This is a genomic window from Billgrantia kenyensis (assembly GCF_013697085.1).
Lineage (GTDB): Bacteria > Pseudomonadota > Gammaproteobacteria > Pseudomonadales > Halomonadaceae > Halomonas > Halomonas kenyensis.
Genome location: NZ_JACEFT010000001.1, coordinates 148070 through 174237, shown reverse-complemented (window position 1 = coordinate 174237; position 26168 = coordinate 148070). Strand labels below are relative to the sequence as shown.

At 63.9% G+C, this 26168-nt stretch carries 22 protein-coding genes; 5 read left to right on the top strand and 17 right to left on the bottom strand.

Annotated features, from left to right (window positions below; genetic code table 11):
• Positions 1–5: 5 nt before the first annotated feature.
• From H1D44_RS00660 to gorA, 8 genes are all read right to left on the bottom strand, one after another.
• Positions 6–1001, bottom strand: a complete 996-nt coding sequence (locus H1D44_RS00660; protein WP_181512918.1) for an alpha-L-glutamate ligase-like protein — start codon at positions 999–1001, stop codon at positions 6–8.
• A 5-nt stretch (positions 1002–1006) separates the two neighbouring features.
• Positions 1007–2512, bottom strand: a complete 1506-nt coding sequence (locus H1D44_RS00655; protein WP_181512917.1) for an inactive transglutaminase family protein — start codon at positions 2510–2512, stop codon at positions 1007–1009.
• Positions 2513–2570: 58 nt separating this feature from the next.
• Positions 2571–3548, bottom strand: a complete 978-nt coding sequence (locus H1D44_RS00650; protein ID WP_181512916.1) for an IS110 family RNA-guided transposase — start codon at positions 3546–3548, stop codon at positions 2571–2573.
• 203 nt (positions 3549–3751) lie between these two features.
• Positions 3752–4603 (bottom strand): ATP-dependent zinc protease family protein, encoded by an 852-nt coding sequence (locus tag H1D44_RS00645; RefSeq protein WP_181512915.1) that lies wholly within the window; start codon positions 4601–4603, stop codon positions 3752–3754.
• A 314-nt stretch (positions 4604–4917) separates the two neighbouring features.
• Complete coding sequence (locus H1D44_RS00640) at positions 4918–5313, bottom strand: ectoine synthase (RefSeq protein ID WP_181512914.1); 396 nt, start codon at positions 5311–5313, stop codon at positions 4918–4920.
• 93 nt (positions 5314–5406) lie between these two features.
• Complete coding sequence (gene ectB / locus H1D44_RS00635) at positions 5407–6669, bottom strand: diaminobutyrate--2-oxoglutarate transaminase (RefSeq protein WP_181512913.1); 1263 nt, start codon at positions 6667–6669, stop codon at positions 5407–5409.
• 81 nt (positions 6670–6750) lie between these two features.
• Entirely contained in the window at positions 6751–7329 is a 579-nt protein-coding gene (ectA, locus tag H1D44_RS00630) for a diaminobutyrate acetyltransferase (RefSeq protein ID WP_181512912.1), read from the bottom strand.
• A gap of 346 nt (positions 7330–7675) precedes the next feature.
• The gene (gene gorA / locus H1D44_RS00625) at positions 7676–9037 is read right to left on the bottom strand and encodes a glutathione-disulfide reductase (RefSeq protein ID WP_238984339.1); all 1362 of its coding nucleotides are present in this window, start codon (positions 9035–9037) and stop codon (positions 7676–7678) included.
• A gap of 170 nt (positions 9038–9207) precedes the next feature.
• Between gorA and can the strand changes: the two genes are divergently transcribed.
• From can to H1D44_RS00610, 3 genes are all read left to right on the top strand, one after another.
• On the top strand, positions 9208–9864 hold the full coding sequence (can, locus tag H1D44_RS00620; RefSeq protein WP_181512910.1) for a carbonate dehydratase: 657 nt from the start codon (positions 9208–9210) through the stop codon (positions 9862–9864).
• 63 nt (positions 9865–9927) lie between these two features.
• A complete protein-coding gene (gene pepQ / locus H1D44_RS00615) occupies positions 9928–11235 on the top strand; it encodes a Xaa-Pro dipeptidase (RefSeq protein WP_181512909.1) in 1308 nt (435 codons plus the stop codon).
• A gap of 5 nt (positions 11236–11240) precedes the next feature.
• Positions 11241–12278, top strand: coding sequence for a hydrolase (locus H1D44_RS00610; protein WP_181512908.1), 1038 nt, complete (start codon positions 11241–11243; stop codon positions 12276–12278).
• Here the strand turns inward: H1D44_RS00610 and msrA are convergent.
• The 6 genes from msrA to galU form a co-directional block, all read right to left on the bottom strand.
• The gene (msrA, locus tag H1D44_RS00605) at positions 12259–12873 is read right to left on the bottom strand and encodes a peptide-methionine (S)-S-oxide reductase MsrA (protein ID WP_181512907.1); all 615 of its coding nucleotides are present in this window, start codon (positions 12871–12873) and stop codon (positions 12259–12261) included. The genes H1D44_RS00610 and msrA overlap by 20 nt on opposite strands.
• Before the next feature lie 34 nt (positions 12874–12907).
• A complete protein-coding gene (gene tamB, locus H1D44_RS00600; protein WP_181512906.1) occupies positions 12908–17161 on the bottom strand; it encodes an autotransporter assembly complex protein TamB in 4254 nt (1417 codons plus the stop codon).
• A gap of 2 nt (positions 17162–17163) precedes the next feature.
• On the bottom strand, positions 17164–19047 hold the full coding sequence (gene tamA / locus H1D44_RS00595; RefSeq protein ID WP_338073450.1) for an autotransporter assembly complex protein TamA: 1884 nt from the start codon (positions 19045–19047) through the stop codon (positions 17164–17166).
• A gap of 50 nt (positions 19048–19097) precedes the next feature.
• The gene (locus H1D44_RS00590; protein ID WP_181512905.1) at positions 19098–20015 is read right to left on the bottom strand and encodes a coiled-coil domain-containing protein; all 918 of its coding nucleotides are present in this window, start codon (positions 20013–20015) and stop codon (positions 19098–19100) included.
• A gap of 78 nt (positions 20016–20093) precedes the next feature.
• On the bottom strand, positions 20094–21413 hold the full coding sequence (locus tag H1D44_RS00585; protein ID WP_181512904.1) for a UDP-glucose/GDP-mannose dehydrogenase family protein: 1320 nt from the start codon (positions 21411–21413) through the stop codon (positions 20094–20096).
• A gap of 5 nt (positions 21414–21418) precedes the next feature.
• Positions 21419–22309 (bottom strand): UTP--glucose-1-phosphate uridylyltransferase GalU, encoded by an 891-nt coding sequence (gene galU / locus H1D44_RS00580; RefSeq protein WP_181512903.1) that lies wholly within the window; start codon positions 22307–22309, stop codon positions 21419–21421.
• A gap of 168 nt (positions 22310–22477) precedes the next feature.
• On the opposite strand from galU, the gene ubiG reads away from it, so the two are divergent.
• Together ubiG and H1D44_RS00570 are read left to right on the top strand one after the other, a co-directional pair.
• On the top strand, positions 22478–23197 hold the full coding sequence (ubiG, locus tag H1D44_RS00575; protein ID WP_181512902.1) for a bifunctional 2-polyprenyl-6-hydroxyphenol methylase/3-demethylubiquinol 3-O-methyltransferase UbiG: 720 nt from the start codon (positions 22478–22480) through the stop codon (positions 23195–23197).
• A complete protein-coding gene (locus H1D44_RS00570; protein WP_181512901.1) occupies positions 23194–23856 on the top strand; it encodes an HAD-IA family hydrolase in 663 nt (220 codons plus the stop codon). Before ubiG ends, H1D44_RS00570 begins: the two co-directional genes overlap by 4 nt.
• Positions 23857–24008: 152 nt before the next feature.
• On the opposite strand, the gene H1D44_RS00565 is transcribed toward H1D44_RS00570, so the two are convergent.
• From H1D44_RS00565 to pal, 3 genes are read right to left on the bottom strand one after another with little or no spacing between them, the layout of a single operon-like run.
• Positions 24009–24767: a YciK family oxidoreductase gene (locus H1D44_RS00565; RefSeq protein ID WP_181512900.1), complete on the bottom strand. Its 759-nt coding sequence runs from the start codon at positions 24765–24767 to the stop codon at positions 24009–24011.
• Between the two features lie 27 nt (positions 24768–24794).
• Complete coding sequence (gene ybgF / locus H1D44_RS00560) at positions 24795–25568, bottom strand: tol-pal system protein YbgF (RefSeq protein WP_181512899.1); 774 nt, start codon at positions 25566–25568, stop codon at positions 24795–24797.
• 36 nt (positions 25569–25604) lie between these two features.
• Complete coding sequence (gene pal / locus H1D44_RS00555) at positions 25605–26150, bottom strand: peptidoglycan-associated lipoprotein Pal (RefSeq protein WP_181512898.1); 546 nt, start codon at positions 26148–26150, stop codon at positions 25605–25607.
• Positions 26151–26168 lie beyond the last annotated feature (18 nt).

The window sequence follows — 26168 nt, the reverse complement described above, 5'->3', positions numbered from 1 at the left end:
TCATTCTACTTGCTGGGACAGGGCTGGGCCAGCTCGGGCTCCGGGAGGTCCTTGAGGACACCCAGCCGGGCGAAATGACGCTGGGAAAAGGCGACACGCTCACTGACACCGAGACGGTCGGACTGCTTCTCCACCAGATCCAGGCGTGGCCTCAGGCCTTCGCCGTTGGCCATCTGAATGGCGAGGCCGGGCCGGGCATTGAGCTCGAGCAGCATGGGGCCTCGATCGCGATCGATCACCATGTCGGTGCCCAGGTAGCCAAGCCCGGTCATTTCATAACAGCCTGCCGCCAGCTGGAGCAGGCTGGTCCATTCAGGAATCCTGAGACTGGCGAGCTCATGGCCGGTATCCGGATGGTCCCGCCGCGAGCGGTCGAACTGGACACCGCGCACGGCCGTACCCGTGGCGATATCGAGCCCGACGCCCACTGCGCCCTGGTGGAGGTTGGCCTTGCCGTCAGAGGCGGCGGTGGAGAGGCGCATCATGGCCATGACCGGATAGCCGCGAAATACGATGACCCGAATGTCAGGCACGCCCTCGTAGGTATACTCGGAGAGCGCTTCATCGAAATTGATCAGCCCTTCGACCATCGCCACGTCAGGCGTTCCGCCAAGCGAATAGAGCCCCGAGAGGATATTGGAGACGTGGCGCACGAGATCCTCGAGGCCGAGGCGGGCACCGCTGGGCTTGTAGAAACCGTCGCCATCGACGCGCTCGATCACCAGGATGCCCTTGCCACCGCTGCCTTTCGCGGGCTTGATGACGAACCCGGAGTGCCCGGCCACCATGCCACCTAGCGCCTTGACTCCGAACTGGGTCGACACCGTGCCGATCAGGGCAGGGGTAGTGATCCCATACTCCTCGGCCAGCAGCTTGGTCTTGAGCTTGTCATCCACCAGCGGGTAGAGCCTGCGATTGTTGTAGCGGCCGATATAGCGAATATTGCGGCGATTCATGCCGATGATGCCACGGCGCGACAGCTGTCCAGGCAATGCCCACATGGTGTTCAATCCTCGGTAACCGGTTTGAAGCGCCGTAATTCGAGCAGCCGGTAGCCGGTGTAGTTCCCCACGAGCAGTATCAGCGCCATGATGATGAGCTGTACGCCGAGGAAATTGAAGGTGATATGGCGTATCAAGGGATTATTCATCGCAAGATAGGCCAATACGGCGGTTATGAGGCTTCCGCCACCTTGAATCAATACCTCCTTGGGACCCTCTTCCTCCCACAGGATCGACATGCGCTCGATGGTCCAGGCCAGGATGATCATCGGGAAGAAGGTAATCGTCAGGCCGGCATTGAGACCAAACCGATAGGAGAGGACGGAGAAGATGGAGATGATGGCGATGACCGTGAGGATCACCGCCGACACTCGCGCTACCAGCAGCAGGTTGAGATAGGAGAGGTAGTTTCGAATCACCAATCCCACGCTGACGATAAGCAGGAAACCGATCAATCCGGTGAGCAGGGTGGTCTGGATGAATGCCAATGCAATCAGGACGGGCATGAAGGTGCCCGAAGTCTTGATGCCCACCAGAATACGCAGGAACACGACCACCAGTGCACCAATGGGGATCAACAGGATCGTCTGGAACAGCGCCTGCTCTTCGAGGGGAAGGCTGTGGATCGAGAAGTTGAGCAGGGTATCGTCGGCCAGCTGGCTGCGCACCGCCGCCGCGGCCGGCTGGTTGCGCGAGAGCATGGAGAAGGTCACCCGTGAGTTCGTTCCACCCTGGACCTCGAGGACGGCACGTCCGCCAGTTTCCCATAGCAGCAGGTTTTCCGGCTGGCCCTGGTCGGCGGTACGTGGATCGAACAGCGCCCAATTCTGCTCGTCTTCGAAAACCATGATCCAGGAGGTGGCCGCCTGGCGCCGTCGACCATCCTCCAGCAGCAGGCCATTGACCTCCCGGGCATGCACGCCAGCCTGGTTGAGCAGCCTTACGAGCAGCGGCGTGCGCTCGAACTGGGTCAGCAGCAGGCGGGCATTCTCGCCCTGACGATCCTCGCTGAAGTCGCGTATCAGCTGCCGAGCGAAGGTATAGGGATCGGCGCTGCGCATCCAGGCACTCTCGATGACCTGGGATGCCGCCGTATCATAGGGGCGCTCCCAACTCACATCGCGCAGGGGGGGCTGGAGTATCTGCTGCTGGCGACGATCATCCGTGACCTGAAGTCGCACGGAGTAGTAGAGCTGCTGACTGCCCGTAGCGCTGCGGATCGACCACTGGGCCCGGCGGCCGCTGTCGTCCTGCAGGAACGACAGACCGTAGCCCGGCGACGCCGTGTTCTCGGTCAGGATCCGGTAGCCACGCTGATGTGACGGTAGTGCCAGGTCGACGCGCACGGGGTCGCCCAGGGCGGTAAAGTCGACGATGGCCTCGACCTCCCAGATCTGGCGCTGCTCGCCGGGCGTCCAGGGCACCTCCATCTGAATATGCCTGTGCAGGCTGGTTCCGATGCCAAGCGCCATCAGCAGGCCCACGATGAGGTAGAAGGGCAGTCGCGACATTTATCGTCCTTGCAGGTGGGTCAGATACCATCTCTCCTAACCGGCCACAAATGTCCCATCAGGCGGTTTGTGGCCGATATTCGGTTTGCGTCTTGAGGACCCCGTAAGCGATATGGATCAGCTTACGCATTGCCGCCCCCAAGGCCGCCATCTTGCTCTTGCCGTTTCCTGTAAGCCGTTGATATAACGCCGAGACATCGGGATTCCGCCTCAGCCCAACGACGGCTGCCATGTACAGGCTCTGCCGTAGTTTCGGATTGCCGGCTTTCGACAAGCGGGGACGCCCGCGTACGGAGCTACCCGATTCCCAACTGACGGGCACGAGCCCCGCAAACGCCGCCGCCTGGCGGGCGCTTTCGAAAGCACGGCTACGCAGCATCGCCAACAGTCGGAGAGATACCGCAGGGCCAACGCCGGGAATCGTTTGTAGCAAGGCGCGATCCTGCTTCAAGCCAGGGTGCTGATCGAGGTGGTCATCGATCTCCCGCTGGAGACGATCCCGCTCACGCGTCAATGCCGACAGGATGTCATCAATCGAGCGGAGGATATCGGTTGCCATGACGAACTCGGCTTTCTCGCGCCGGTTTCGCTCACGCTGAATGTCCTTGTCCAGTGCGTCGAGTCTCGCTGCTAGCGCCTTGAGCTTGCGTACCTCCTCAGGCTCCGGCTGCCACGCATCAGGTCGTTGCGTCGCGCCATAGCGTGCCAGCACCACACTGTCCTTCTTATCTGTTTTGCCGCGTACTCCCAGGCTACGGGAGAAGTCACGCACCTGTGCGGGGTTGAGGACATAAACCTGGATGCCGGCAGCATGCAGCCAATAGGCGAGCGTTTCGTGATAGATGCCGGTGGCTTCCATCACAACGTGCAACTGGTCCAATGGCTCCCCGGTTTGGTGCTCAAGCCATTCCAGCAGGCGTGGAAAGTCCTGCCGCCGATTGCCGAATACACGGGTCTTGACCTTTCCAGTCGCCTCATCGCGTAGCCAGGCGCAATCGAGCTTCTGCTTACTGACGTCGATACCGATCACTGCCATGTCTCGTCGCCTTTCCTTGTTCGTGCAGCCTCACTCCAATTCGGGAGGGGCTTGGATACCATTCAAGCTATCGAGATAGTAGGCATCAGGGGGCATAATCTAACTCCCAGGCTGTAGCGCCTCAGGCTCTGTGGATGCTCACCCTGATGCCAAGGCCTGCTGGTAGCTAATCAACAAGCCCGGAGAGACACAAGCGGGCTCTGTCAGCCTTCTTCTTCGTCCCGATCATTGATCTCGTCCTCCGGCGCCTCGGAGGCCGGGCGTCCACCCGGGAACTCGGGCCGGGGGTGAAGATAGCGTTCCGCAACGTCGATGACGGCGATATCCATGAGGAAGCGACGTCCCAACAGCACGGGGTAATTGAGGTGGGTGCGATCGCTCAAGGTGAATTCCACCGATTCGCGAATCGGCCCCAGGGTCATCATCAGGCTGATCACCGGCCGCGATTCGCTGCCGGCTGCCTGCATGATGCGAACCCGGCGCTCGACGGGACGTTCGATCCATTCGTCACGCACGCTCTCGACGAAGACGTCGTCATCGTTCAGGCCAAGCCTGAAACGCACCCAGTCCTCGCCATCGCGCTCGAAGCGGGTCACGTCCTTGGCCGAGAGTGACGAGGTATTGGCGCCGGAATCCACTCTGGCGCGCAGGTAGGTGCCCACATCCTGCAAGCCGATCCATTCCGCACGACCCACCATTTCCTTGGACGACAGGGTCTCGCTGAGTCCCGTTTCGCATTCGGCTTGTACCAACACCGGCTCGTCGCCGCGCAGCTCCAGGCGCTCGATATCGCCGCGCAGGTGACGCAGAGTGACACCGGCATCGCGCAGCTCGGCAAGCAGGTCGGCTTGGCGACGGTCATGCGCTGCAAGATGGCTTTCGGCCACTTCACAACGCTGGGCAAGCTGCGCCTCGAGCTGGCTGATTCGGTCCTCGAAGGCCGCCGGGCTCAGCACCGGCTCAGGATCAGGCTGGGCAGGGGCGAGGGCGCATCCGCTTAACAGCAAGGCGCCCAGCAACCAGGGGATGGGGGCGGACAGCGTTCTCGGTCGCATGAAAATCGACAGCCTCCGGTCGGCTACGGACGGGGCGCAACGGCAGTGAGCTTGCCTGCAGGCGGCGAGTCTTCGTTACACCGAAACATGAGGGGGGATGATAAGGATTTCAGGGTGGGCTTGTCCATTGCCGCGACAAGAGTCTTATTTAACATAATATACATTATGCGAACCTAAGGTGCAGAATATCCTAGGCCACCCTTACTCTCGATCAAGTCTTGCTCCACAGACATTTACACGCCTGAGACGACCTGAAACACGAAGAACCCCGGCCAGTTACCGGGGTTCGTTCTCATGCCAGCCTGGTAGCTACCTCACGCCTCGTCGGGCGGTGCGTAGGAACCATCCTCGCGGTGCACTTCCTTGCCGGTAATCGGCGGCGTGAATACGCAGGCCAGATGCATGGTCTTGTGGGCACGCAGCAGGTGCTCGTCGTGCTGGTCCAGGATATAGATGTCGCCCGGCTTGATCGGCCAGATCTTGCCGTCGGCCAGGGTTTCCACTTCACCTTCACCTTCGATGCAGTACACCGACTCGTAGTGATGCTTGTAGTGGATATGGGTCTCTGTACCTTCATAGATACGCGTGATGTGGAACGAGAAGCCGCCACCATCGTTGGCCAGCACCAGGCGCGTGCTGTCCCAGGTGCCGCTCTCGGACTTGACGAGCCGGTCTGTCTTGCGGGCTTCCTCGATATTGCGAACGATCATTGTCGATGGTCTCCATTCAAACCATAGGCTGGCCGGCTGCGCCTGCAGCCGGCCACTAGCTTATCTCGGGCTGACTCCAGAAACGGCTCGGGGTCAGGCGACAACCTCCTTGACGCTCTGCTCGAGGATATCCAGCCCCGCGAGCAGGTCCTCGTCGGGGATGGTCAGCGGGCACAGGCACTTGACCACCTCGCCGGCCTGGCCGCTGGTCTCGATCACCAGCCCCTTCTCGAATGCCTTGGCGGTGATCTTGTCGGCCAGGTCGCCATCGCCGACGTCGATGCCGCGCATCAGGCCGCGGCCCCGCTCAGTGGCCTTGACGCCCTGCTCGCTCATCCAGGCGGCGATCTTCTGGAAACGATCCTCGACCACCCTGCCCTTGCGCTGAACGTCGCGCTCGAAGGTGTCGTCCTTCCAGTAATGTCGCATGGCGGCGGCAGCCGTGGCAAAGGCCAGGTTGAAGCCGCGGAAGGTGCCGTTGTACTGGCCAGGCTTCCACTTGTCGAGTTCGGGACGCATCAGCACGTGAGCGAACGGCAGGCCAAAGCCGGACAGCGACTTGGAGTTGGTCACGATGTCGGGCTTGATGCCGGCATGTTCGAAGCTGAAGAACTTGCCAGTGCGTCCGCAGCCGGCCTGAATGTCGTCGACGATCAGCAGGATACCGTGGTCGCGGCAGATGCTCTCCAGTCGCTTGAGCCAGTCGAGCCCGGCAACGTTGATTCCGCCCTCGCCCTGCACGGTCTCGACGATGACTGCCGCGGGCAGATCGAGCCCGCTGGAGTTGTCGCCCAGCAGCTTCTCGAAATAGTCCAGGCTGTCGGCCTCGCCCAGGTAGCCGTCATAGGGCATGAAGGCGCTGCCCTGCAGCGGAATGCCGCCGGTGGCTTCGCGGAACTTGCGGTTGCCGGTGGTCGCCAGCGCGCCCATGGTGACGCCATGGAAGCCGTTGGTGAAGGTCACGATGTTGTGCCGGCCCTGAGCCACGCGAGCCAGGCGAATGGCCGCCTCGACGGCATTGGTACCGGTAGGTCCAGGCAGATGAACCTTGTACTCCAGCCCACGCGGCTTGAGGATCACCTCCTCGAGGGTCTCGAGATAGTCGCGCTTGGCGGCGGTCCAGAAGTCGAGGCCGTGGACGATGCCGTCACTGTCCAGGTAATCGAGCAGCGCCTGCTTGAGATGGGGGTTGTTGTGGCCATAGTTCAGCGTACCGGCACCCGCCAGGAAGTCGATGTACTCACGGCCGTTCTCATCGGTCAGCCGCGCATTCCTGGCCTTGGTGAAGACCACCGGAAATGAGCGCGAATAGGTACGCACATTGGATTCTAGACGTTCGAGTGTTTGGGTCTGCATGTCGACCTCCTGTCGGGGTAATCAGGCGTAGGGAGGCATGGATGGCCGAACACCCCGGCCACCCAGCAAATGGAATGGGGATCAGATGCGCCGGGTATCGAAGGGTCCGATACGCACGAGATTCTCGGGATCGTGTTCCCCGCCAAGCTGGTCGGTGGAGAAGTATTCCCGGCTGTTGAGGGGGGCCTGCCAGCGATCGGCGAGGCGACGGAAGAGCCCCCAGGACGCCTGGTTGTCGGGCGTAATGGTGGTTTCCATGTGGTGCACGTCGGCGAGTTCGGGGCGGGTCATGACCGCCTCGACGAGTCGCCGGGCCAGGCCGGTGCCGCGGGCCTTCTCACCCACCGCGACCTGCCAGAGAAAGTAGGTGTCGGGAGCGTTGCTCTTCACGTAGCCGGAAACGAAACCGACGATCTCACCTTCTTCATTTGTCGCCACGGCGCAGGTGTCCCGGAACTGGGTGGCCAGCAGCAGGTAAGCATAGGCAGAGTTGACGTCGAGCGGCGGGCAGGACTTGACCAGTTCGTAGATTCCCCAGCCATCGTCGGGGTTCGGCTTGCGAATGAAAAGCGGTGAGGCATCGCTGCCGACCACGGCATCAGCCACGCTGGGGCGTGCCAGGTCGGCGGAAGGGGTGAAAGGCTGCGGTGTCATGTTCATGGTATGGCTTCGCTGTAGCGATGTTGCGGCTAATGATAACAGGGCTTACCGACAAATCAAAACCAGGGTTATGGCTTTGGCACTCTTGCATAACGAAAAATTATCGAGTGCTGCCGAACCCCCGCCTTTACCGCCAGCCAAGGGCGCCAGACGCCAGTCACCAAGAGACTCATGTCACCTTATCTCGGCGGTACTGGCCTGCCGACAATAGCGGGTGGCGAGCCGGAAACGCACGCTCGCCATGACAAGTCTAGACCAGGCTGACGCATCCACCAGATAAACAACGGGCCGCTGCAAGGCGGCCCAAGGGTGATGATTTCGTCAGGCCCGCAGAGGCCTGAGAGCACTAGTGTCGGCTGACGCTGCGCATGGTGACGAACTCCTCTGCCCCCGTGGGATGGATCCCGACCGTCGCATCGAAATCGGCCTTGGTGAGGCCGGCCTTGACCGCGATGGCGATACCCTGAATCAGCTCACCGGCCTCTTCTCCCACCATGTGGGCCCCGACGACCACATCGCTCTCGTCAGCGACGATGAGCTTCATCAGGCAGCGCTCCTCGCTGCCCGAGAGGGTGTGCTTCATGGGACGGAAATCGGTGCGATAGACCCGGATGGCGCCATACTCCTTGCGCGCCTGCTCCTCCGATACGCCAACGGTGCCGATGTTGGGATGACAGAATACCGCCGTGGCGATGTTGCGGTAGTCCATGGGGGATGACGGCGCATCGCCATAATGTTGCTGCACCAGGTGCATCGCTTCAGCCAATGCCACCGGCGTCAGCTCCGGCCCGCCGATGACGTCGCCCAGGGCCAGGATCGAGGGCACCGAGGTCTCGAAGCGTTCATTCACCTTCACGCTGCCGTCATTGTTGAGCTCGACATCCAGCGCATCGAGCCCCAGGCCTTCCAGATGGGGCCGGCGCCCGGTGGCAGCCAGCACCGCATCGACCTCGAGGGTCTCGCCATTGGTAAGCGATACCACCAGCCCATCCTCGCTCTTGTCGATTCGCTCGATATTGGTTTCGAAGTGCAGGTTGACTCCCTTGGCCGCCATCTGCTCGCGAGTGAACTCGCGCACCTCCCGATCGAAGCCACGCAAGAACAGCTCACCGCGGTAGACCAGGTGAGATTCGCTGCCCAGGCCGTTGAAGATGCTGGCAAACTCCACGGCGATATAGCCGCCGCCAAGGACCAGGAAGCGTTTCGGTAGTCGATCCAGGTCGAACACCTCATTGGAGGAGACCGTCAGCTCGCGCCCCGGGAACTCGGGAACCCAGGGCCAGCCGCCCACCGCCACGAGAATCTTCTCGGCGGTGAAGCTCTGCTCACCGACCTCGACGCGGTGGGCATCCACGATGCGCGCGCGACCATTCACGAGACGGACCCCGGCGTTGTCCAGCAACCGGCCATAAATTTCATTGAGCCGCTTGATCTCGCGCACCTTGTTGTCACGCAGCGTCGTCCAGTCGAAGACCGGCTTCTCGGGCAAGCTCCAGCCGAAGCCACGTGCATCATCGAAGGCGTCGTGGAAGTGGGCCGCGTAGGAATAGAGCTTCTTGGGCACGCAGCCCACGTTGACACAGGTACCGCCAAGGTAGCGGTCTTCGGCAACGGCCACCCTGGCACCGGCCGCCGCTGCTGTCCGGGCGGCGCGCACTCCACCGGAGCCCGCCCCGATGACGAACAGGTCATAGTCGAAGTCTGGCACTCGATTCTCCTCGTCTTGCCGGACCATGGATGACTGGTCCGGTCCAATCAGGCGATTTTACCAGTGCCATTCCGCCGTGTAGAGCCGGCCCGCCGACGGCGCCGGTTGACCGCTGCAGCATGCGGCGGTACAAGAGGCGCTCAACCAAGCCCCGGCCAACGGACCCGATCATGGAAAATGAAATCGCGACCCTGCTCGACAACAACCGTGCCTGGGCAGAGCGCATGTGCGAGGAGGACCGGGACTACTTTACGCGCCTGTCACGGCAACAGAAGCCTGATTACCTCTGGATCGGCTGTTCGGACAGCCGCGTGCCGGCCAACCAGATCGTATCCCTGCCTCCCGGGGAGATCTTCGTCCACCGCAACGTCGCCAACCTGCTGCATCACAATGACATGAACGCCCTCTCGGTGGTGCAGTACGCCGTCGACGTGCTCAAGGTCAGGCACATCATGGTCGTGGGTCATTACGGCTGCGGCGGGGTACGTGCCGCCGTGGCGGGGGGTGAATGCGGGATGGTGGATTACTGGCTGCACTCGGTGCGTGAGCTCTATAGCCAGCATCGCCCTGCCCTCGCTGCCCTCACGCTCGACCAACAGGTCGATCGGCTTTGCGAATTGAACGTGCAGGCTCAGGTCAACAACCTTTGTCGCACCAAGATCGTCCAGCTCGCCTGGCAGCGCGGCCAGTCCCTGTCCGTCCATGGCTGGATCTATGGCCTCGGCGACGGTCGGATCACGGATCTCGATTGCACCGTGAAGGGACTGGATCAGGTGGCTACGCTCTATCGTATCGACCGCGTCGAAGCTAAGCCCGACGCCTGCTGAACCGGGCCGTTTCGACATCAGCACACCGCGTACCGCAAGCGACATCCAGCATTGGAAAAGCACATGTCCGATCGATTTGCCGCGCTTCAGCGCGAACACCTGGGGAACCTCCAACGCTTCTACGACAAGACGCTGGAGACCCTGGGCTACGACGGCGTAATGATCTACAGCGGCAGCCCCGCGCTGCACTTCGGCGATGACCAGCATGCCAGCTTCTGCAGCTATGGCCATTTCCAGCACTGGACCGGCCAGGCCACGCTGGCCCACAGCTGGCTGTTCATCCAGCCAGGTCAGCGCCCCGTCTGCTACTTCCATGCGCCGGATGATTTCTGGCACCTGCCCCCTCGCCTTCCCGACCAGGCCTGGACGACCCAGTTGGAGGTGGTGACGACCCGAGAGGTGGTACCGCCAGTACCCAAGGCGGGCCGTCTTGCCGTGGTTGGCGACGTCGGCGAAGCGATCGCCCAAAGGCTGGGCGCCGAATGCAACCCATCTGCCCTGCTGGCCGCGCTGGATGAAGGGAGGGTGCGCAAGAGCGACTTCGAGGTCGCCTGCATGGGGGAAGCCAACCGCATGGCCCTGCGCGGCCATCGTGCCGCCCGGGAGGCCTTCCTGGCCGGCGGCAGCGAACTCGACCTGCAGCTGGCCTACTTGCAGGCATCGCGTCAGCGTGAGAGCGAGCTGCCGTATGGCAATATCATCGGCATCGGCCGACATGCGGCCGTACTTCACTATCAGCATTACGCTGCCGACGAGCCCACTTCCCGACACAGCCTACTGGTGGATGCCGGCTGCCGCCATCGCGGCTACTGCGCCGACATCACCCGCACCTGGCCAGGGCCTGACGCCACCTCGCTCTTCACCGACCTGATTGCAGGCATGCATGCCCTTCAGCAACGCCTGGCTGCAGCGGTGGCACCTGGCGTCGATTTCGTCGACCTGCATGAAGAAATGCATCGGCTGCTCGGCGCACTGTTGGTGGAGAGCGGCCTGGTGCGCGGCTCCGTGGAAGCCGCCATCGAAGCCGGCATCACTCGGGCATTCTGCCCTCATGGCTTGGGTCACCTGATCGGTGTACAGGTACATGATGTGGCCGGCCGCACGGCGGCGGACGGCTCACCGCTTCCCCCGCCACCCCAGCATCCCGCCCTGCGCCTGACTCGGGAACTGGAGCCGGGCATGGCGGTCACCATAGAGCCCGGCCTTTATCTGATTCCAATGCTGCTATCACCACTCGAATCAGGCCCCGCAGGTCGTCTTGTCGACTGGGGGCTGGTCGACCACCTGGCACCGCATGGCGGTATACGCATCGAGGACAATATCGTGGTCACGCCTGACTCGGCACGCAACCTGACAGCGGAAATCGAGTAATCGCCATGAGCGAGTGGCAGTCTGCCGACTTCACCCCACCGCGCGGTTTGAGCAGCGCCCACGTCCAGACGCTGCTACCTCGCCTACTGCCGCGCATCCGCCTGGCGAGGGAGATGGAAATCCTGGAGCTCCCCGATGGAGATTTCGTCGAGCTGAGCTGGATCGCCCCCGCCCCCAGGCATGTCCACGCGCCGATTTTCCTGCTGTTTCATGGGCTGGAAGGTTCCTTCGACTCCCCGTATGCCCGCTGGCTGTTGGCGACGGCCCGCGACATGGGCTGGCGTGCCGTGCTGATGCATTTCCGCGGCTGCGGTAGCCGACCCAACCGACTGCCCCGCGCCTATCATAGCGGCGACACCGCCGATGCCTACTGGCTGATGGGCGAGCTGTCGCATCGCTATCCGCAGGCGCTGAAGATCGCCGCCGGCGTCTCGCTGGGTGGCAACATGCTGCTCAAGCTGGTAGCGGAACAGGGTGGGGCCGGGCTCGACCTGGCGGGAGCGATCATCATCAGCGCTCCGCTGGACCTGGCCGCCAGTGCGGAGCGCCTGCACCAGGGCTTTTCACGCGTCTATGAAAGGCATTTGCTCAATGCGCTCAAGCGCAAGGTAGGACCGCGACTGGCTCGGGGTGAGCTGCCCCTTGCCCTGGACCAGCGAGCGCTGGCCCGCATCGACAGCCTGCGCGGGTACGACGATGCGGTTACCGCCCCGCTGCACGGCTTTCGCGATGCCGCGGACTACTATCAGCGTGCCTCCGCCGGGCGCCTGCTCGGCGAGGTCGAGCTCCCCACGCTGATCCTGCATGCCGACGATGACCCCTTCATGCCGGCAGGGCTGTTCAACCGCCTGCCTGCCCCGGCCGATGCAGTGCGCCTCGAGGTGACCCGACATGGAGGCCATGTCGGCTTCATGGAGTGGCATAACCGCCGGCTTTCCCCCTGGCTTGCGCGGCGCCTGGCCCGGGAACTGGCCGATTGGGCCAACCTCGGAAACGCCTGGCTGCCATCGGCCGACCGTCGCCTCAGCCGATCGGACAACTGACGCCGGTCCCCTTCAGGCCGCAGTAGCCACCCGGGTTCTTGTGCAGGTATTGCTGGTGATACTCCTCCGCCAGGTAGAAGGCTTCGAGCGGCTCGATTTCCGTGGTAATACGACCCCGCCCCGCCTGAGCCAGGGAGTACTGGTAAACGTCGCGGCTGCGCCTGGCGGCTGAAAGCTGCGCCTCACTGGTCGTGTAGATCGTGGAGCGATACTGGCTGCCGATATCGTTGCCCTGGCGCATGCCCTGGGTTGGGTCGTGAGCCTCCCAGAACACCCTGAGGAGCGTTTCAATGTCCACTTCGCGGGGATCATAGACCACCCTCACCACTTCGGCATGACCGGTACGGCCGCTGCAGGTCTCTTCGTAGGTCGGGTTGGGGGTGCTTCCGCCGGCATAACCCACCGCCGTCACGTATACCCCGGGAAGCTGCCAGAAGAGACGCTCTGCCCCCCAGAAGCAACCCAGGCCGACAACGATCTGCTCGTGCCCCTCCGGGAACGGCGGCAGCATCGAGCGCCCGTTGACTGCATGCACCCCGGTAACGTGCATGGGAGTGTCTCGCCCCGGCAGGGCATCGGCTGGCTCGTTCAACATGGTGCTGTCCTCGTTGGTGAAGCATGAGCTCGATTCACGGCGGGTTGTCCAGTTCGGGCGGGCGTCCCGGGCGAGAGAAAATATAGACCAGGTCGATCGCCTGGGCGGCACCGGAAACCGCCTGAAGATAGAGGTTGCGCCACAGAGTGTAGCGCAGCGTGAGCTGTGCAATCGGCGAGAAGATACCGACTCCATAGCTGACACGCAGCTCTTCCGTCAGGTAACCACTGACCACCACCTGGCTCTCGTCGCCCACCCCCGTGGTCTCAAGCGCCAGGTCGTCGATGCCGAAGGCCTGGCCGATGGCACCAACCACACCGCCAGTCTGCCCCAGCGTCAGACCGATCAGTGCCGAGGTCAACGCGCCATCCGCATCGCCATCTCGCGGTGCGCGCCCGCGCAGCAGGTAGGATAGCGCACGCGCCTCGTCCATGGCCGGCTCGGAGAAGATCGTCAGGCTCGGTTCGGCCGCAAAGCCCGCGACTCTCAGCCCTGCAATAACGTCATCCTCCGTGATGTCGGGGTTACGAATGGCCTCGAAGTCGAGCAACGGCTGGTCGGGAGGGCCGCTGAACAGCAGTTGGCCCTGGCGGATCATCAGATCCTGGCCAAATGCACGGAAACGGCCGTCGATGAGATTGACCTCGCCGAACAGTTGCACCGGGCCATCCTGCTGGCGCACCTGGAGCGTACCGGCCAGGCCGGTCTCGAGGCCCGAGGTATCGAGCACCATGTCCGGCCCCAGATGCAGCTCCAGTCGCACATCCAGCAGCATGCCCGCCTCACGCAGGGCGACGGCAGCCGCTTCGTCACCGCCGGCGGTAGCGTCAACCTCGGCACGACGCTGGGCACGGGCCTCGTCGCGACGGGTGATGATGATCTCATCGGGGCTGGGGCTGACTGCTGCGGGGGGCGCATCACCGATTTCCAGTCTCGCCCACGGCACCTGAACGTCACCGCGCACACGCAGCTCACGAGGAGTGACGCGTACGGCAATCTCCGGTGCGATGCGCAGGCGCCCGAACTGCGGCAGCGATACCAGCAGCGGCTGCCGGGTCCCGTCCAGGTCCACGGCGATCCGCCACTCATCGAGAGAGGGCCAGCTGGCCGTACCGTCGATGACCAGCCGACCATCGTCGCTGGTGACAAAGCCCATCAGTCTTGCACTGTCGTCCTGGAACTCGATGCGTATGCGTCCATCCTCGACAATCAAGGGGACATCCAGCCCCGAGGCGCGCAACCCGCTCAGCTCGACCGCCCCATCCAGACTCGGATTATCTCGGGTCCCCGAGATACCCACCCGACCACTGACGATGCCCTCCAGCATGTCGAGCCCTGGCGCAAGCGTCCTGTAGCGCGACAGGTCTAGCCCATCGAGCACCAAGGCGCCGTCCAGCCTGCCCGCACCCAGTGGGTCGTCAAGGCCGATGTCGAGATCCAGGCGTCCGGCGTCCCCCAGTACCAGGTCGAGATTCAGCGCCGTTCGCGCCTGGCTCGCGTCCACCCTCACGTTGAGCCGGGTGTCGGGCATCGACCAGGGTTGGCCGTAAATATCCCGCCCCTCCAGGTCCAGCCGACTGGCGAGGTCCGCCTCGACATCCCACTGGGCACCGCCTTGTCGCCAGCTCAGTTGAAGATCCAGGCTGGTCTCGCCGCTCGCCTGCCAATCCTCGGGCAGCCACTCCTCGAGCAGCTCCATGGGCAGCTCACGCAGGCTGATGCTGGCTTGACCGCGCTCGGCTCCGGCTTGCAGCGCATCTTCCACGCACAGGCGCCCGCCCTGCTCGCGACGCAGGCAGAACGGCTGAACCTGGACCTGAGTGGCGGCCAGGTCGGCAGAGAAATCGATCGGCTGGTCGAGGCGCATCTCGCCGGCATCGGTATCGACCTCCAGTGGTGCGATGCGCCCCGTATAGCGCTGGCCGTCGGTAGACAGCCCCCCTTCCAGGGTCAGCGCGGCCCGGGTCAACGGCATGCCAGGCCCGGCGATGGCACTGAGCTCGGCACGGTGGTCCGACAGTCGGCCGGCAAGGTTGAGGTCGACATCGCTGAAGCGCTGGCCACCGGCCACCAGCCGCTGCAAGGAGAGCACGACATCGATCACGGGATCGTCGATTCCCCTGACACTGCCGGTCAATTCCAGCGTCTCGAGGCGGTTATCGGCAAACGCCAGCTCGCGGCCTTGCAGCTCGAGGTCCAGACGTGGGGACTCGAGATTGCCGCCGGTACCGAAGCGTCCGGTCAGGCTGCCGCTCAGATCATCGTGGAGACTACCCAGTTCGGTAAGCGAGATGTCCCCGCTCAGGTCCATGCGCTGCTCGGAAACGGCGCCACTCGCCGTGAGACGGTTGGCCCCCTGACGGAAGTCGAACTCCTCGACCTGCCACTGCATGCTGCTGTCGCCAGCCAGGCGCGCGCGTAGTGCAAGCGGCAGCTCCTGCAGCTCGCCGTCGATCGCCAGCCTGGGCACGCTCAACTGCCATCCAGCCTGGGTCTGACTGAACTCGACATCGACATTGCCGCTGAGCCGGCCTTGCATGGCATCGGTAAAGAGACCGGGGTCGACATTGTCGAGACGCGCGGTAGCACCGACATCCAGGCCGTCCTGCCATTCGATCCGGCCCCGACTGACCACCGAGGCGTTGCCCAGACTCAACGATAGTGGGGTCCAGGCAAAGTGCTCGAGATCGCCACTCCCCGACAGGGCAACGCGAGTCAGGGGGATCTCGGGCCCCTCCAGACGCATCGTCAGTGAAACGGCGTAGTCGACGAGGCTGCCCGAGAGGCGCAGGTCGAGGTCTTCGACCACGTAGGGCGTGGGGACCTCCTCACCGTCTTCCATACGCTCAACCGCCCGGGGCAAGGGCCACTGCACGAGCTCGCTACGAGCCGAGGCGGTGAACGGCAGTTCTGGATCGAGGAGATCGCCACGAGCGGTCACCCGGGCGTCTACCGGACCCTGCGCCACGAGTTCGGCCTCCAGGTCACCCAGGCTCCCCCCCAACTGGAGATTGAGTCGCTGTCCGGCGAGCTCGGGTAGCAGCTCAGGAACCCACAGGGCCGTCTCCAGACGCGCCGTGAGCGGGTAGTCGTCACGCAGCTCGATACGGCCGGAGAGCCTGGCGTCGGCATCGAGGCTGGAGACTTCCAGCGCCGCAATCTCGACATCCTGTCCGCGGGCCTCGAATGCCAGGGTGAGATGGCGCAGGCTATAGTCGACCGGTCCGCTCACCTCGATGCCCTGGAGATGAATTCTCGGCGCCGAAACCGTCAAGGGCAGCGCGATCTCGGGCAGCTCCATTCGCTCGCGCTCGGCGAGCGGCGGCTCTGCCACGACCGGCTCCCGTACGGCCTCGGCGGCAGCCAGGGCCGGCTGGCTCAGCGCAGCCTCGTCGCTCGGCGCGTCCAGCGCGAGCCGCGCGGCCCCCGGGGGAGGAAGGTCGACATGCAAGCGTGCAAGCCGGGTCGGCAGCAGCGTCAAGCGCTCCCCCTCGGCTTCTACACCGGTATACAGGGAGTGCCAGGCGACACGCGTGCCATCGGCCAGCTGAATTTCAACATCTTCGATTTCCAGCTCCGGTGCCGACAGCTCGAGGGGAAAGCGAAAAGGGGCCGGCGACGTCGTCTCAGTCACCTCTTCCAGCGCCTCGGGAACGGGCCCCTCAGGTTCGCCTTCGGTCATGCCAGGCGCGTCCTCTGCCGCGGTGTCTGCTCCTGCGGGCAGGATGACTCGCAGACCTTCGGCCTGGGAGGCGTCAAGCAAGACGCGGGAAGTCTTCGCCCGGGCTGCCGAGGAGAGGCGATTCAGCTCGACCCGAGTTCCATCGGCGAGCTGGAGCCGCGTCTCTGCCAGGGCGAGTTCGCGTAATTCGATGGGAAATGGCAAGCGAACGCTATCGCCCGGCTCGGCCCGATCGCCTGGCACCGGTTCAGTCGTGGTCTCTCCCGCTTCCCCAGGCGACAGGGTGACCTGCCCACCCTGCATGGCCAGGCGTTCGATGCAGAGCCGGCCACGCAACAGGCAATCCTCCGCCCAGGCAAGCTCGATTCGCTCAGCGGCGATGTCAGCAGGCCCCACCTCGATCTGAAAGCCGTACAGGACCAGGCGGTCCAGCGGCGCACCTTCCGCGCGCTCCAACTGATAGAAGCCGCGCTTGGCGCCTTCCTCGAGCAGCAGGCCGGCTCCCCAGGGAGACAAGGCCAGGCCGAGGACGAGGATCGCCACGCCAAACACCAGCACGGGGAGCACAAACAGCAGTTTGACGAGCGCCAGGGTCAACTGTCGCATTCTCAGAATTCCGGTCCGATGGAGAAGTGCACACGCCACGCATTGTCGTCGTCATCGAAAGGGTGGGCGACATCGAAGCGTACGGGGCCGACAGGCGAGATCCAGCGAGCCCCCAGGCCGGCGCCGGTATTCAAGGTTTCCGGCCACCAGTCATCGAAGGCGTCGCCCGTGTCGACGAAGGCCGCGCCCCACCAGTTGCCCGTGATCCGCCTTTGAAGCTCGACGCTGCCGGCAAGCATCTGCTGGCCGCCGCGGATCAGACCTTCCTCGTTGCGGGGTGCCAGCGTCTCGTAGCCATAGCCACGCACGGAGCGATCACCACCGGTGAAGAAGCGCAGCGACGGCGGCACCTGAGAAAAGTCATCGGTTTCAATCGCCCCCAGGCCCAGCCGTGTCACGAAGCGCAGGTTATCCCCGAACATGCGAATCCACTCCGTGTCCCCCGTCATGCGCAAGAAGCCTGCATCCGATCCCCAGGCGGTATCCGAGTATTCGAAGGCAATGCGTTGACGGTCCCCCCAGGTGGGGAAGCGCGGGTCACGGGTGCGGGTTCTCGACCAGCTGACCCCCGGGTAGTAGATGAAGACGCTTTCGGCTTCCCCGCCCTGGGTGAAGTCCTCGTAAGTGGCACGCACGAACAGGGTCTGTACCCAGCGGTTGGCGAACTCCCAACGCCTCGCGGCCTCCACGGTTGCCTCGTTGGTACGCGTGTCCTGATTGTCGCGATGGCGCAGGCCATACTGAAAGCGGTACTGGTCGCGCAGCGGGTCGTCCAGCGGCATCAGGTAAGTGCCGCTCAGCCCCTGCTCCGGCTGGGATATGAACAGGTCGTGCTCCAGGCTGTGCCCGTAGCGATTGATCCACGGCTGATTCCAACCGAATCGAAGTCGAGGCCCGACGTCGGTGGCGTAACCGATACCGACCTCGAACTGATGGCGGTCGGCTGGGGCCAGGACCACGTCAATCGGCATGCTGGGCTGCTCTTCATCACGCAAGCGCGCCGCCGAGCGCAACGCAGCGGCAGAAATTCGGGGGCCGGTCGCGATTGCCGTCAGCGTGGTCGGCACCTGGGGCAGCGCCGCCTCGCCCTCAGTTTCCACCACATTCCACCAGCCCAGCGTCGGCGGTGCCAGGGCCAGTTCGCGACGTGCATCGAGTCGCGGCCGAACGCTCACAGAGCTGAACCAGTTGGTCTGGCCCAGTCGCTGCGCATAGAGCGCCACCTGGCCGGCAAGATAGGGTTGACCAGGCTCGAAGGGCGCCAGGCGCCGCAGCCTGTCCTCGACGATGTGATTGCCGCGTATTGCGATATCGCCGAATGCGTAGCGCTGCCCGCTGTCGAGGGCGAGATAGAGCCTGGCACTCTCGTCAAAGGGACGAACTTCCATGCGGCGATCGGTAAAGGCCCAGTCGAAATAGCCGCGCTCGAGGGAGAGGTTCGCCAGGCGATTGCGCATGCGATCCCAGGGCGCGTGCTCCAGGGGGTCCCCTTCCGCCAACGGAAACGTATCCACGGTATCGCGAAATGGTGCATCCCTGGCTGCATCGCCTTCGAGCCGGATATCCAGTACCTGCACGATCACTCGCGACCCGGGGTCGATGGTCAGGTTTGCGTAGCGAGGCGGCTCCCTCTCGTCGAGCCGGACGGCGATGCTCGGCTCATAGTAGCCATAGACCCGCATGGCCTCGCGCGTCCGCCTCAGCACCTCACCTTCAAGGCGGCGACGGTCGTACTGGTCAGCATCCAGTTGCTCGAGATAGTAACCGACATTATCCGCCGCATCGCCGGTCAGGCCATCGATGCGCGCCTCGAGTGCCAGCGCTCCGTGCGCCATGCCAAGACACAGGGCCGCCGCCCCCATGCGTGATACCACGCCAATTCCCATACACGGCTTCCCGACTTGACTCCTGTCCGGCCCACAGTGGGCCGGCCAAACTATTGCAAGGCTTCCAGCCCCGCGCTAAGCGTCAACTGCTCCTGACGCAGCTCACGCAACTCGGTCTCGATGCTAGCCAGCCTGGCCTGCAACTCTCCTACCGCCTGTGCAGCCTCATCGGTCTCGGCTACGGCCTCGACGTCAGCCGCCAGGCTATCGAGGCGCGACTCCAGCTCCGTCTGGCGTGTCTCGACCGCCGTCTCCAGCGTGGCAAGCTGCTCTTCCAACTGGTGCTGGACATGCTCATCCAGGGCGTCGAGGCGCTCGTCCAGAGATGCTCTCACGCTCAGCATCTCTTCCACCAGCTCCTCTTGGGTCGATTGCAGCTCGGCAAAGCGTTGCTCCTGAAGCTGGCCGCCATCACCCAGCGTCTCGATCCTCGCCGCCAAGGCCTCGCGCCCCTCTTCGGCCACCCGCTCCAGTGAATCCAGCGAAGTCCGCACTGCAGCGAGCATCGCCTCCCTGTTATCGGCCTCCGAAACGAGTCGCCCAAGACGATCGCCGATCGCATCGACACGTTCGTCCAGGGCTTCGACGCGTGAAGCGTCCCTCTCGCTGACCTGCTGCACCTCGACTTCCAGTCCCGCCAGGCGCGCGACGATGGATTCGTTATGATCCTCCAGCGACGAGAGTCTCGAATCCAGGGCTCCGACATGAGCTCCGCGCCCCTCCTCCGCATCGAATCGGGCATGGACATTGGACATCTCTGAGGTAACTTGAGCCACCTGGGCATTGAGACGCTCCCGCTCCTGCCACCCCAGCCACGCCAAGCCAACCAGCATGGCGAGCAACACCAACACGGCAAATTTCAGCGGCCACAGCCGCGGCTGTGGCGTCGAAGGCCGGCGTGGTCGGGTCAGGCTGGTGTCAGGGTCGGGCACGATGGGACGTCGCTCGGAAGGACGCGCTTCGGGCATGACGAACTCCTTGTTGACAGGTGCGGCAGGCGCCTAACCATTGTACGCAGGTTATACGCCTGCGCGCACACTGCCACCTCAACGCGACGAGGTACGCTCCGGCGGCTCGGCTCGGCGACCGATGCCACGGTACACCAAGCCCCAGTCGGCCACATGGGCGGGGTCGTAGATATTGCGGCCGTCCAGCAGCAGCTTTTCGCGTAACGTGCTGGAGAGACGCGGCCAGTCGGGATTCCAGTAGTGCTTCCATTCGGTAACCAGAATCAGCGCATCGGCATTCTCGCAGGCGGCGTAAGGATCGCCATCGAACAGGGTCAGCAGCGGGTGTTCACCCACTTCGGCACGCAGCGCGGGGGTGGCGGCCGGATCGTGCAGCTGCACCCTGACCCCCTGAGCCCAAAGCGCCCTCAGCAAGGTGAGGACAGGGGCGTGATCGATGCGTGCCGAGCCCGGCTTGAAGGCAGCCCCCCAGATCGCCACGGTGCGCCCTTCGAGCTGGCCGTGAAAATGCGTCCAGAGTTTGCGAAACAGGGTCTCCTTCTTCTGCTCATTGATGTCGAGTACCTGCTCGAGCAGTGCCGAGTGACGGCCAATCGCCACCTGGACATCCGCCAGCCGCATCAGGTCGCGGGAGAAATGAGGTCCTCCGAAGCCACAACCGGGATAGAGGTACTCGTAGCCGATCCGTGAATCCGCCCCCATGCCCTGGCGCACGTACTCGACATCGACACCCAGGCTATCGGCGAGCCCGGCAATCTCGTTCATGTAGCTGATGCGGGTGGCAAGCATGCCGATCGTCGCCAGCTTGGTGAGTTCAGCCGCTCGGCGCGGCATCAGTTGCATCACATCACGCCGCCGGTTGAAGGCACGCAGCACTTCCCGTACCTGGGCTTCGGCGCGCTCATCGTCACACCCCAGCAGCCAGCGACCGGGCCGGGTGAAGCTGTCCCAGGCTCGCCCCTCCTCGATCATGTCGACCAGGGCGACTGCCCTCCGGCCGTTGCCACCCAGCCGCACTTCGAGCCGCTCGGTCTCACCGACGGGAAATGTCGAGTTGTTGACCAGGACCAGCGCACCGTCCTGGCGCCCAGCCACCTTGGCGGCCAGGTCACCGGCCTCCTCGCGCTGCTCCGGCGACAGGGCGAGCCAGAGAATGTCGATGCGTGCGTCGGCCCCACCCGCGCTCCCTTCGCCATTGGCCAGGCGCAGGGTGCCCTGCTCGAGCCCTTCTTCGAGCCGATCGAGGAGGTCCGGCTCGCGCCGCAGCCAGTCCGCGGCCTGGAGCTCCGGCCAACGCATCGTCTCATGGGGTACCCAACGCACCTGGTGGCCGACCCAGGAAAGCGCGGCAGCGGCGGTTGCCGCTGCCAGCTCACTGCCATGTATCTCAATGCGCATGGCGCTTACCCCGCCTGGCTATAGCGTGCGAGGAGCTCGCGGAATCCCTCGCCGAAGCGCGGGTGACGACGGCCAAAGACCAAGGTGGCCTCAAGATATCCTAGCTGATGTCCGCAGTCGTAGGTCTTGCCGCACATGCGCCAGGCATCCACGCCGTCGCGCTGACGCAGGGTCTCGATGGCGTCGGTGAGCTGGATCTCGTCGCCGGCCCCAGGCGGAGTCTCGGCCAGCAGCGCAAAGATACTGCCCGGAAGGACGTAGCGGCCGATCACGGCCAGGTTGGAAGGCGCCTCCTCACGGGCGGGCTTCTCCACCACGCCGGCCAGCGGACAGGAGCTCCCGGCAGCCGGCGGCTCTCCTTCGGGACTGACGATGCCGTACTTGTGCACATTCTCCCAGGGCACGTCCTCGACCATCAGCTGCGAGCGACCCGACGCCTCGTAGGCATCGATCATGCCGGCCAGGTCATTGCGCTCGAGCCCCTCATCGTCGACCAGCACGTCGGGAAGCAGTACCGCAAAGGGGTCGCTGTCGCCGATGACCGGGCGCGCGCAGAGCACGGCATGACCGAGGCCCAGCGGCTCATGCTGCCGAACGCTGATGATGTTCACGTCAGCAGGGACGATGGCGCGAAGCTCATCGAGAAGCTCCTGCTTGTTCTTGGCCTCGAGGGTGGCTTCAAGCTCGTAGTGGGTATCAAAGTGGTTTTCGATGGCGCTTTTGCTGGCATGAGTGACCAGTACGATGTCACGGATACCGGCGGCGACCGCCTCGTTGACCACATACTGGATCACGGGACGATCGACGATGGTGATCATCTCCTTGGGGATCGCCTTGGAAGCGGGCAAGCAGCGAGTGCCGAAACCGGCCACGGGCAGAACGGCCTTGCGGATCATGGGTGCCTTCCTTGTCGGTTGGTGGATCGAGAGTCGGTGAATGTCGCTCCCGGGCCGGTCCTTGATTCCATCATGGGAAAGCCCGGGCAGCTACGGGTACAATAGCGCATGATACCGAAGGTAAAGAATGTTGCCAGGGTGCCAGACCAATTGACACGGAGAGACCACATGAGCGCTAGCCTCCACCACAACGTCGACCAGGGCGAAATCGCCAAGTTCGAAGCCCTGGCCAGTCGCTGGTGGGATCCGCACAGCGAGTTCAAGCCGCTGCATGACATCAATCCGCTGCGCCTGGACTTCATCGACGCCCGCTGCGGGCTGGCCGGACGCCAGGTGCTCGACGTCGGCTGCGGCGGCGGCATCCTGGCGGAAGCCATGGCGCATCGCGGCGCCCGAGTCACCGGCATCGACATGGGGGAAGCACCGCTCGGCGTGGCACGCCTGCATGCCCTGGAGACGGGCGTGGAGGTCGAGTATCGCCAGGCCAGCGCCGAGGCCATGGCTGCCGAACACCCCGGCCAATATGACGTCGTGACCTGCATGGAGATGCTCGAGCACGTGCCCGACCCGAGTTCGGTCATCCAGGCCTGCGCGGCGCTGGTGAAGCCGGGCGGACAGCTGTTCTTCTCGACCATCAACCGCAACCCCAAAGCCTATGCACTGGCTATCATCGGCGCCGAATACCTCCTGCAGATGCTGCCCCGCGGCACCCACGAGTATCGCAAGTTCATTCGCCCCTCGGAGCTTGCCGGGTGGTGCCGTGAGCACGGGCTTACCGTTCGCGAGCAGAGCGGGCTGGTCTATAACCCGCTGACACGCCGTTATCACCTCTCCTCGCGGGACGTCTCGGTCAACTACATGATGCACTGCCGCCGGGAGCCGGAATGACACACTCCCCCAGCGCCCTGCTGTTCGATCTCGATGGAACGCTTGTCGACACCGCACCGGATCTGGCCAGGGCAACCAATGCCCTGCGAGCACATCATGGCCTCGAACCGCTGCCCTATCCGCTGATTCGCGCCCAGGTTTCCAACGGTGGCAGCGCCCTGGTGGCACTGGCGCTGGGACTGGACAAGGCGCACCAGGATCATGACGAAGCGCGCCAGTTCCTGCTCGACGCCTACGGCCAGGCCGTGGCGGAAGAGAGCTGCCTGTTTCCTCACCTCGACCGGTTGCTGGAGCGCTGGGAAGCCCGACGGCTGCCATGGGGCATCGTGACCAACAAGCCGCGGGCCTACGCAGCCCCCCTGGTCGATGCACTGGGCCTGACCCCGGGGGCGTTGCTGTGCGCCGACGACCTGCCGGTGCGCAAGCCAGCCCCGGACCCGCTGTGGGCCGCCGCAGAGCAATTGACAGTGACACCGGGCCAATGCTGGTACATCGGCGACCATCTGCGCGACATGCAGGCAGCCCGCGCTGCCGGCATGGTCGCCGTCGCCGTGGGTTACGGCTACATCGAAGAGGGAGAGGACTATCGGCAGTGGCCGGCCGATCTCTGGTTCGAGACCTGCGAAGCGCTGGTCGAGGCCCTGCTGGAGCCTGCCTGAGTTATCAGGCAGGCTAACAGCCGAGCTAGCGCAAATTGGCGAGCGGGATGAAGCGCCAGGCGCCCGGAGCACAGCAATCCGAGCGTATGGGGTTATACGTGAGGAATGCGAGCATCCGGGCAACACAGCGATTCGCCCGCGCAGCCATTTGCTTACCTGGGCGGCTGGGCGTCGAAGCGCTGGCCGTTATAACCCTTGCTATCCGGCCCCATCAGCCACAGATAGGTGGGCATGATCTGCTCCGGGGTGCGCAGCGTCTGCGGGTCCTCGCCGGGGTAGGCGTCGGCGCGCATCTTGGTACGCGTCGCGCCGGGATTGAGCGTGTTGACCCGCAGCGTGCCCAGGTGCTCTACCTCGTCCGCCAGCACTTCCATGAAACCCTCGGTGGCGAACTTGGAGACGGCATAGGCTCCCCAATAGGCGCGCCCCTTGCGACCGACTCCCGAGGAGGTGAAGACCACTGACGCGTCGGGCGACGCCTGCAGCAGAGGCAGCAGCGCTTGAGTCATCCACACCGGGCCGTTGATATTGACCTGCATCACCTGGTCCCACAGCTCGGGATTGTACTGCTCGAAAGGAGTGATGCGGCCCAGCAGGCCGGCATTGTGCAGGATGCCATCGAGGCGACCGAACTCCTTGTGCAGAGTCTCGGCCATGTCATGGTAATCCTTGAGCGTGGCGCCTTCGAAATTGAGCGGAAAGATGGCCGGCTGCGGACCACCGGCAGCCTCGATCTCGTCGTAGACCTTCTCCAGCTTGGCAATCGTACGTCCCAGCAGGATCACCGTGGCACCGTGCCGGGCAAAGCACAGGGCCGCCTCACGGCCGATACCGTCGCCCGCTCCGGTCACGAGGATAATACGGTCCTGAAGCAGGTCGACAGGCGCTTCGTAGTCGATCATGCAGGTCATCTTGGTTCCTTGAACAGGGCCAGCCCGCTACAGGGACTGGCGCAGGAAATCATTGGCAAGGCTGGCAGCGCTGCTGTCGGGGTAGTCGTCACGTACCTGTTCGAGCAGTCCGCGACTCTCTTCGAGCTCACCCTGACGCGCCTTGATCAATCCCAGCTTGTAGAGGGCATCGGGCACCTTGCTGCTTTGCGGGTAGTTGTCGATCACCTGGCGGAAGGCGGCCTCCGCCTCCTCGAGGTTGGCTTCCGCCGAGTGCAGCTCTCCCAGCCAGTAGTATCCGTTGGGCGTAAGGCTGGTGTCGGGGTGGTCGACGACGAACGCATCGAATGCCTCGATGGCCTCGTTGAATTCGCGCGCCTGCACCTTGGTGAAGGCGGCCTGATAGGCAGCCTGAGCCTCGGCAGTGGTGCCGCTGGGAGATGGCGTCTGCGCCACCTGGCGAGCCGACTCCTGGTCGACTTCAGGGCTGGTCTGGATACCGGCACTGCCGGCCATCAGCCGCTCGTCGAGATCCATGTACTGCTGGCGGGTCTGGTTACGCAGCTGCTCGAGCTGGTGACGCAGCTCCTCGATCTGGCCCCGCAGCTGCTGAATCTCGTGCTGGTGTTCCTGCAGCTGATTGTACAGGACCAGGCTGCCACCCGGCTCTTCGCGCACCTCCGCATGGTCGAGGAAGCCTCCGCGCGGCTGGGCGGTACGGTCTTCAACGATCGGACGCTGCTGTGCTTCAACAAGGCTTATCACGGACAGCGGGAGCACCAGGGCTCCCGCGCCGCACAGCCTTTTCAGACTGTGTTTCATGCTTCACTCCATCGGCGCACGGCCGCGCCAGTTGGCTCAGTAGGCAAACATCACGCGTCGGTTCTGGGCATGAGCATCCTCGCTGTTACCCCGCACCGCCAGGCGCTCTTCGCCGTAGCTGACCACCTCGAGCTGGGACGGCGAGACACCCTGGACTTCCAGGAAGCGCTTCACCGAGTTGGCACGACGCTCACCGAGTGCCATGTTGTACTCCCGCGTACCGCGCTCATCGGTGTGGCCCTGCAGTACGACTCGGGCGTTGCCGTTGGAGCGTAGATAGCGGGCATGCGCCACCAGTACCGATTCGAACTCCGAGCGAATGGTGTCGCGGTCGAAGTCGAAGTAGATGGTACGGACTTCAGGGATCCTGCCGTCGGCCTGCTGGCCGGCGCGATCGGCGCTGACGCCATTGGTGCCGGTGCCGCTGACCTGGCCGGCGCCTGCAGTCCCGGTACCGACCCCTCCATTGGCACGTCCGTCATCCATGGTCCCGTCACGGCTTCCGCCAGTGCTGGTACAACCTGCGACCACGGCCAGGGACACGGCGATTGCCAGGGTTCTGGCGTACGACTTGAAATGCATCGTCAAACTCCTTCAAAG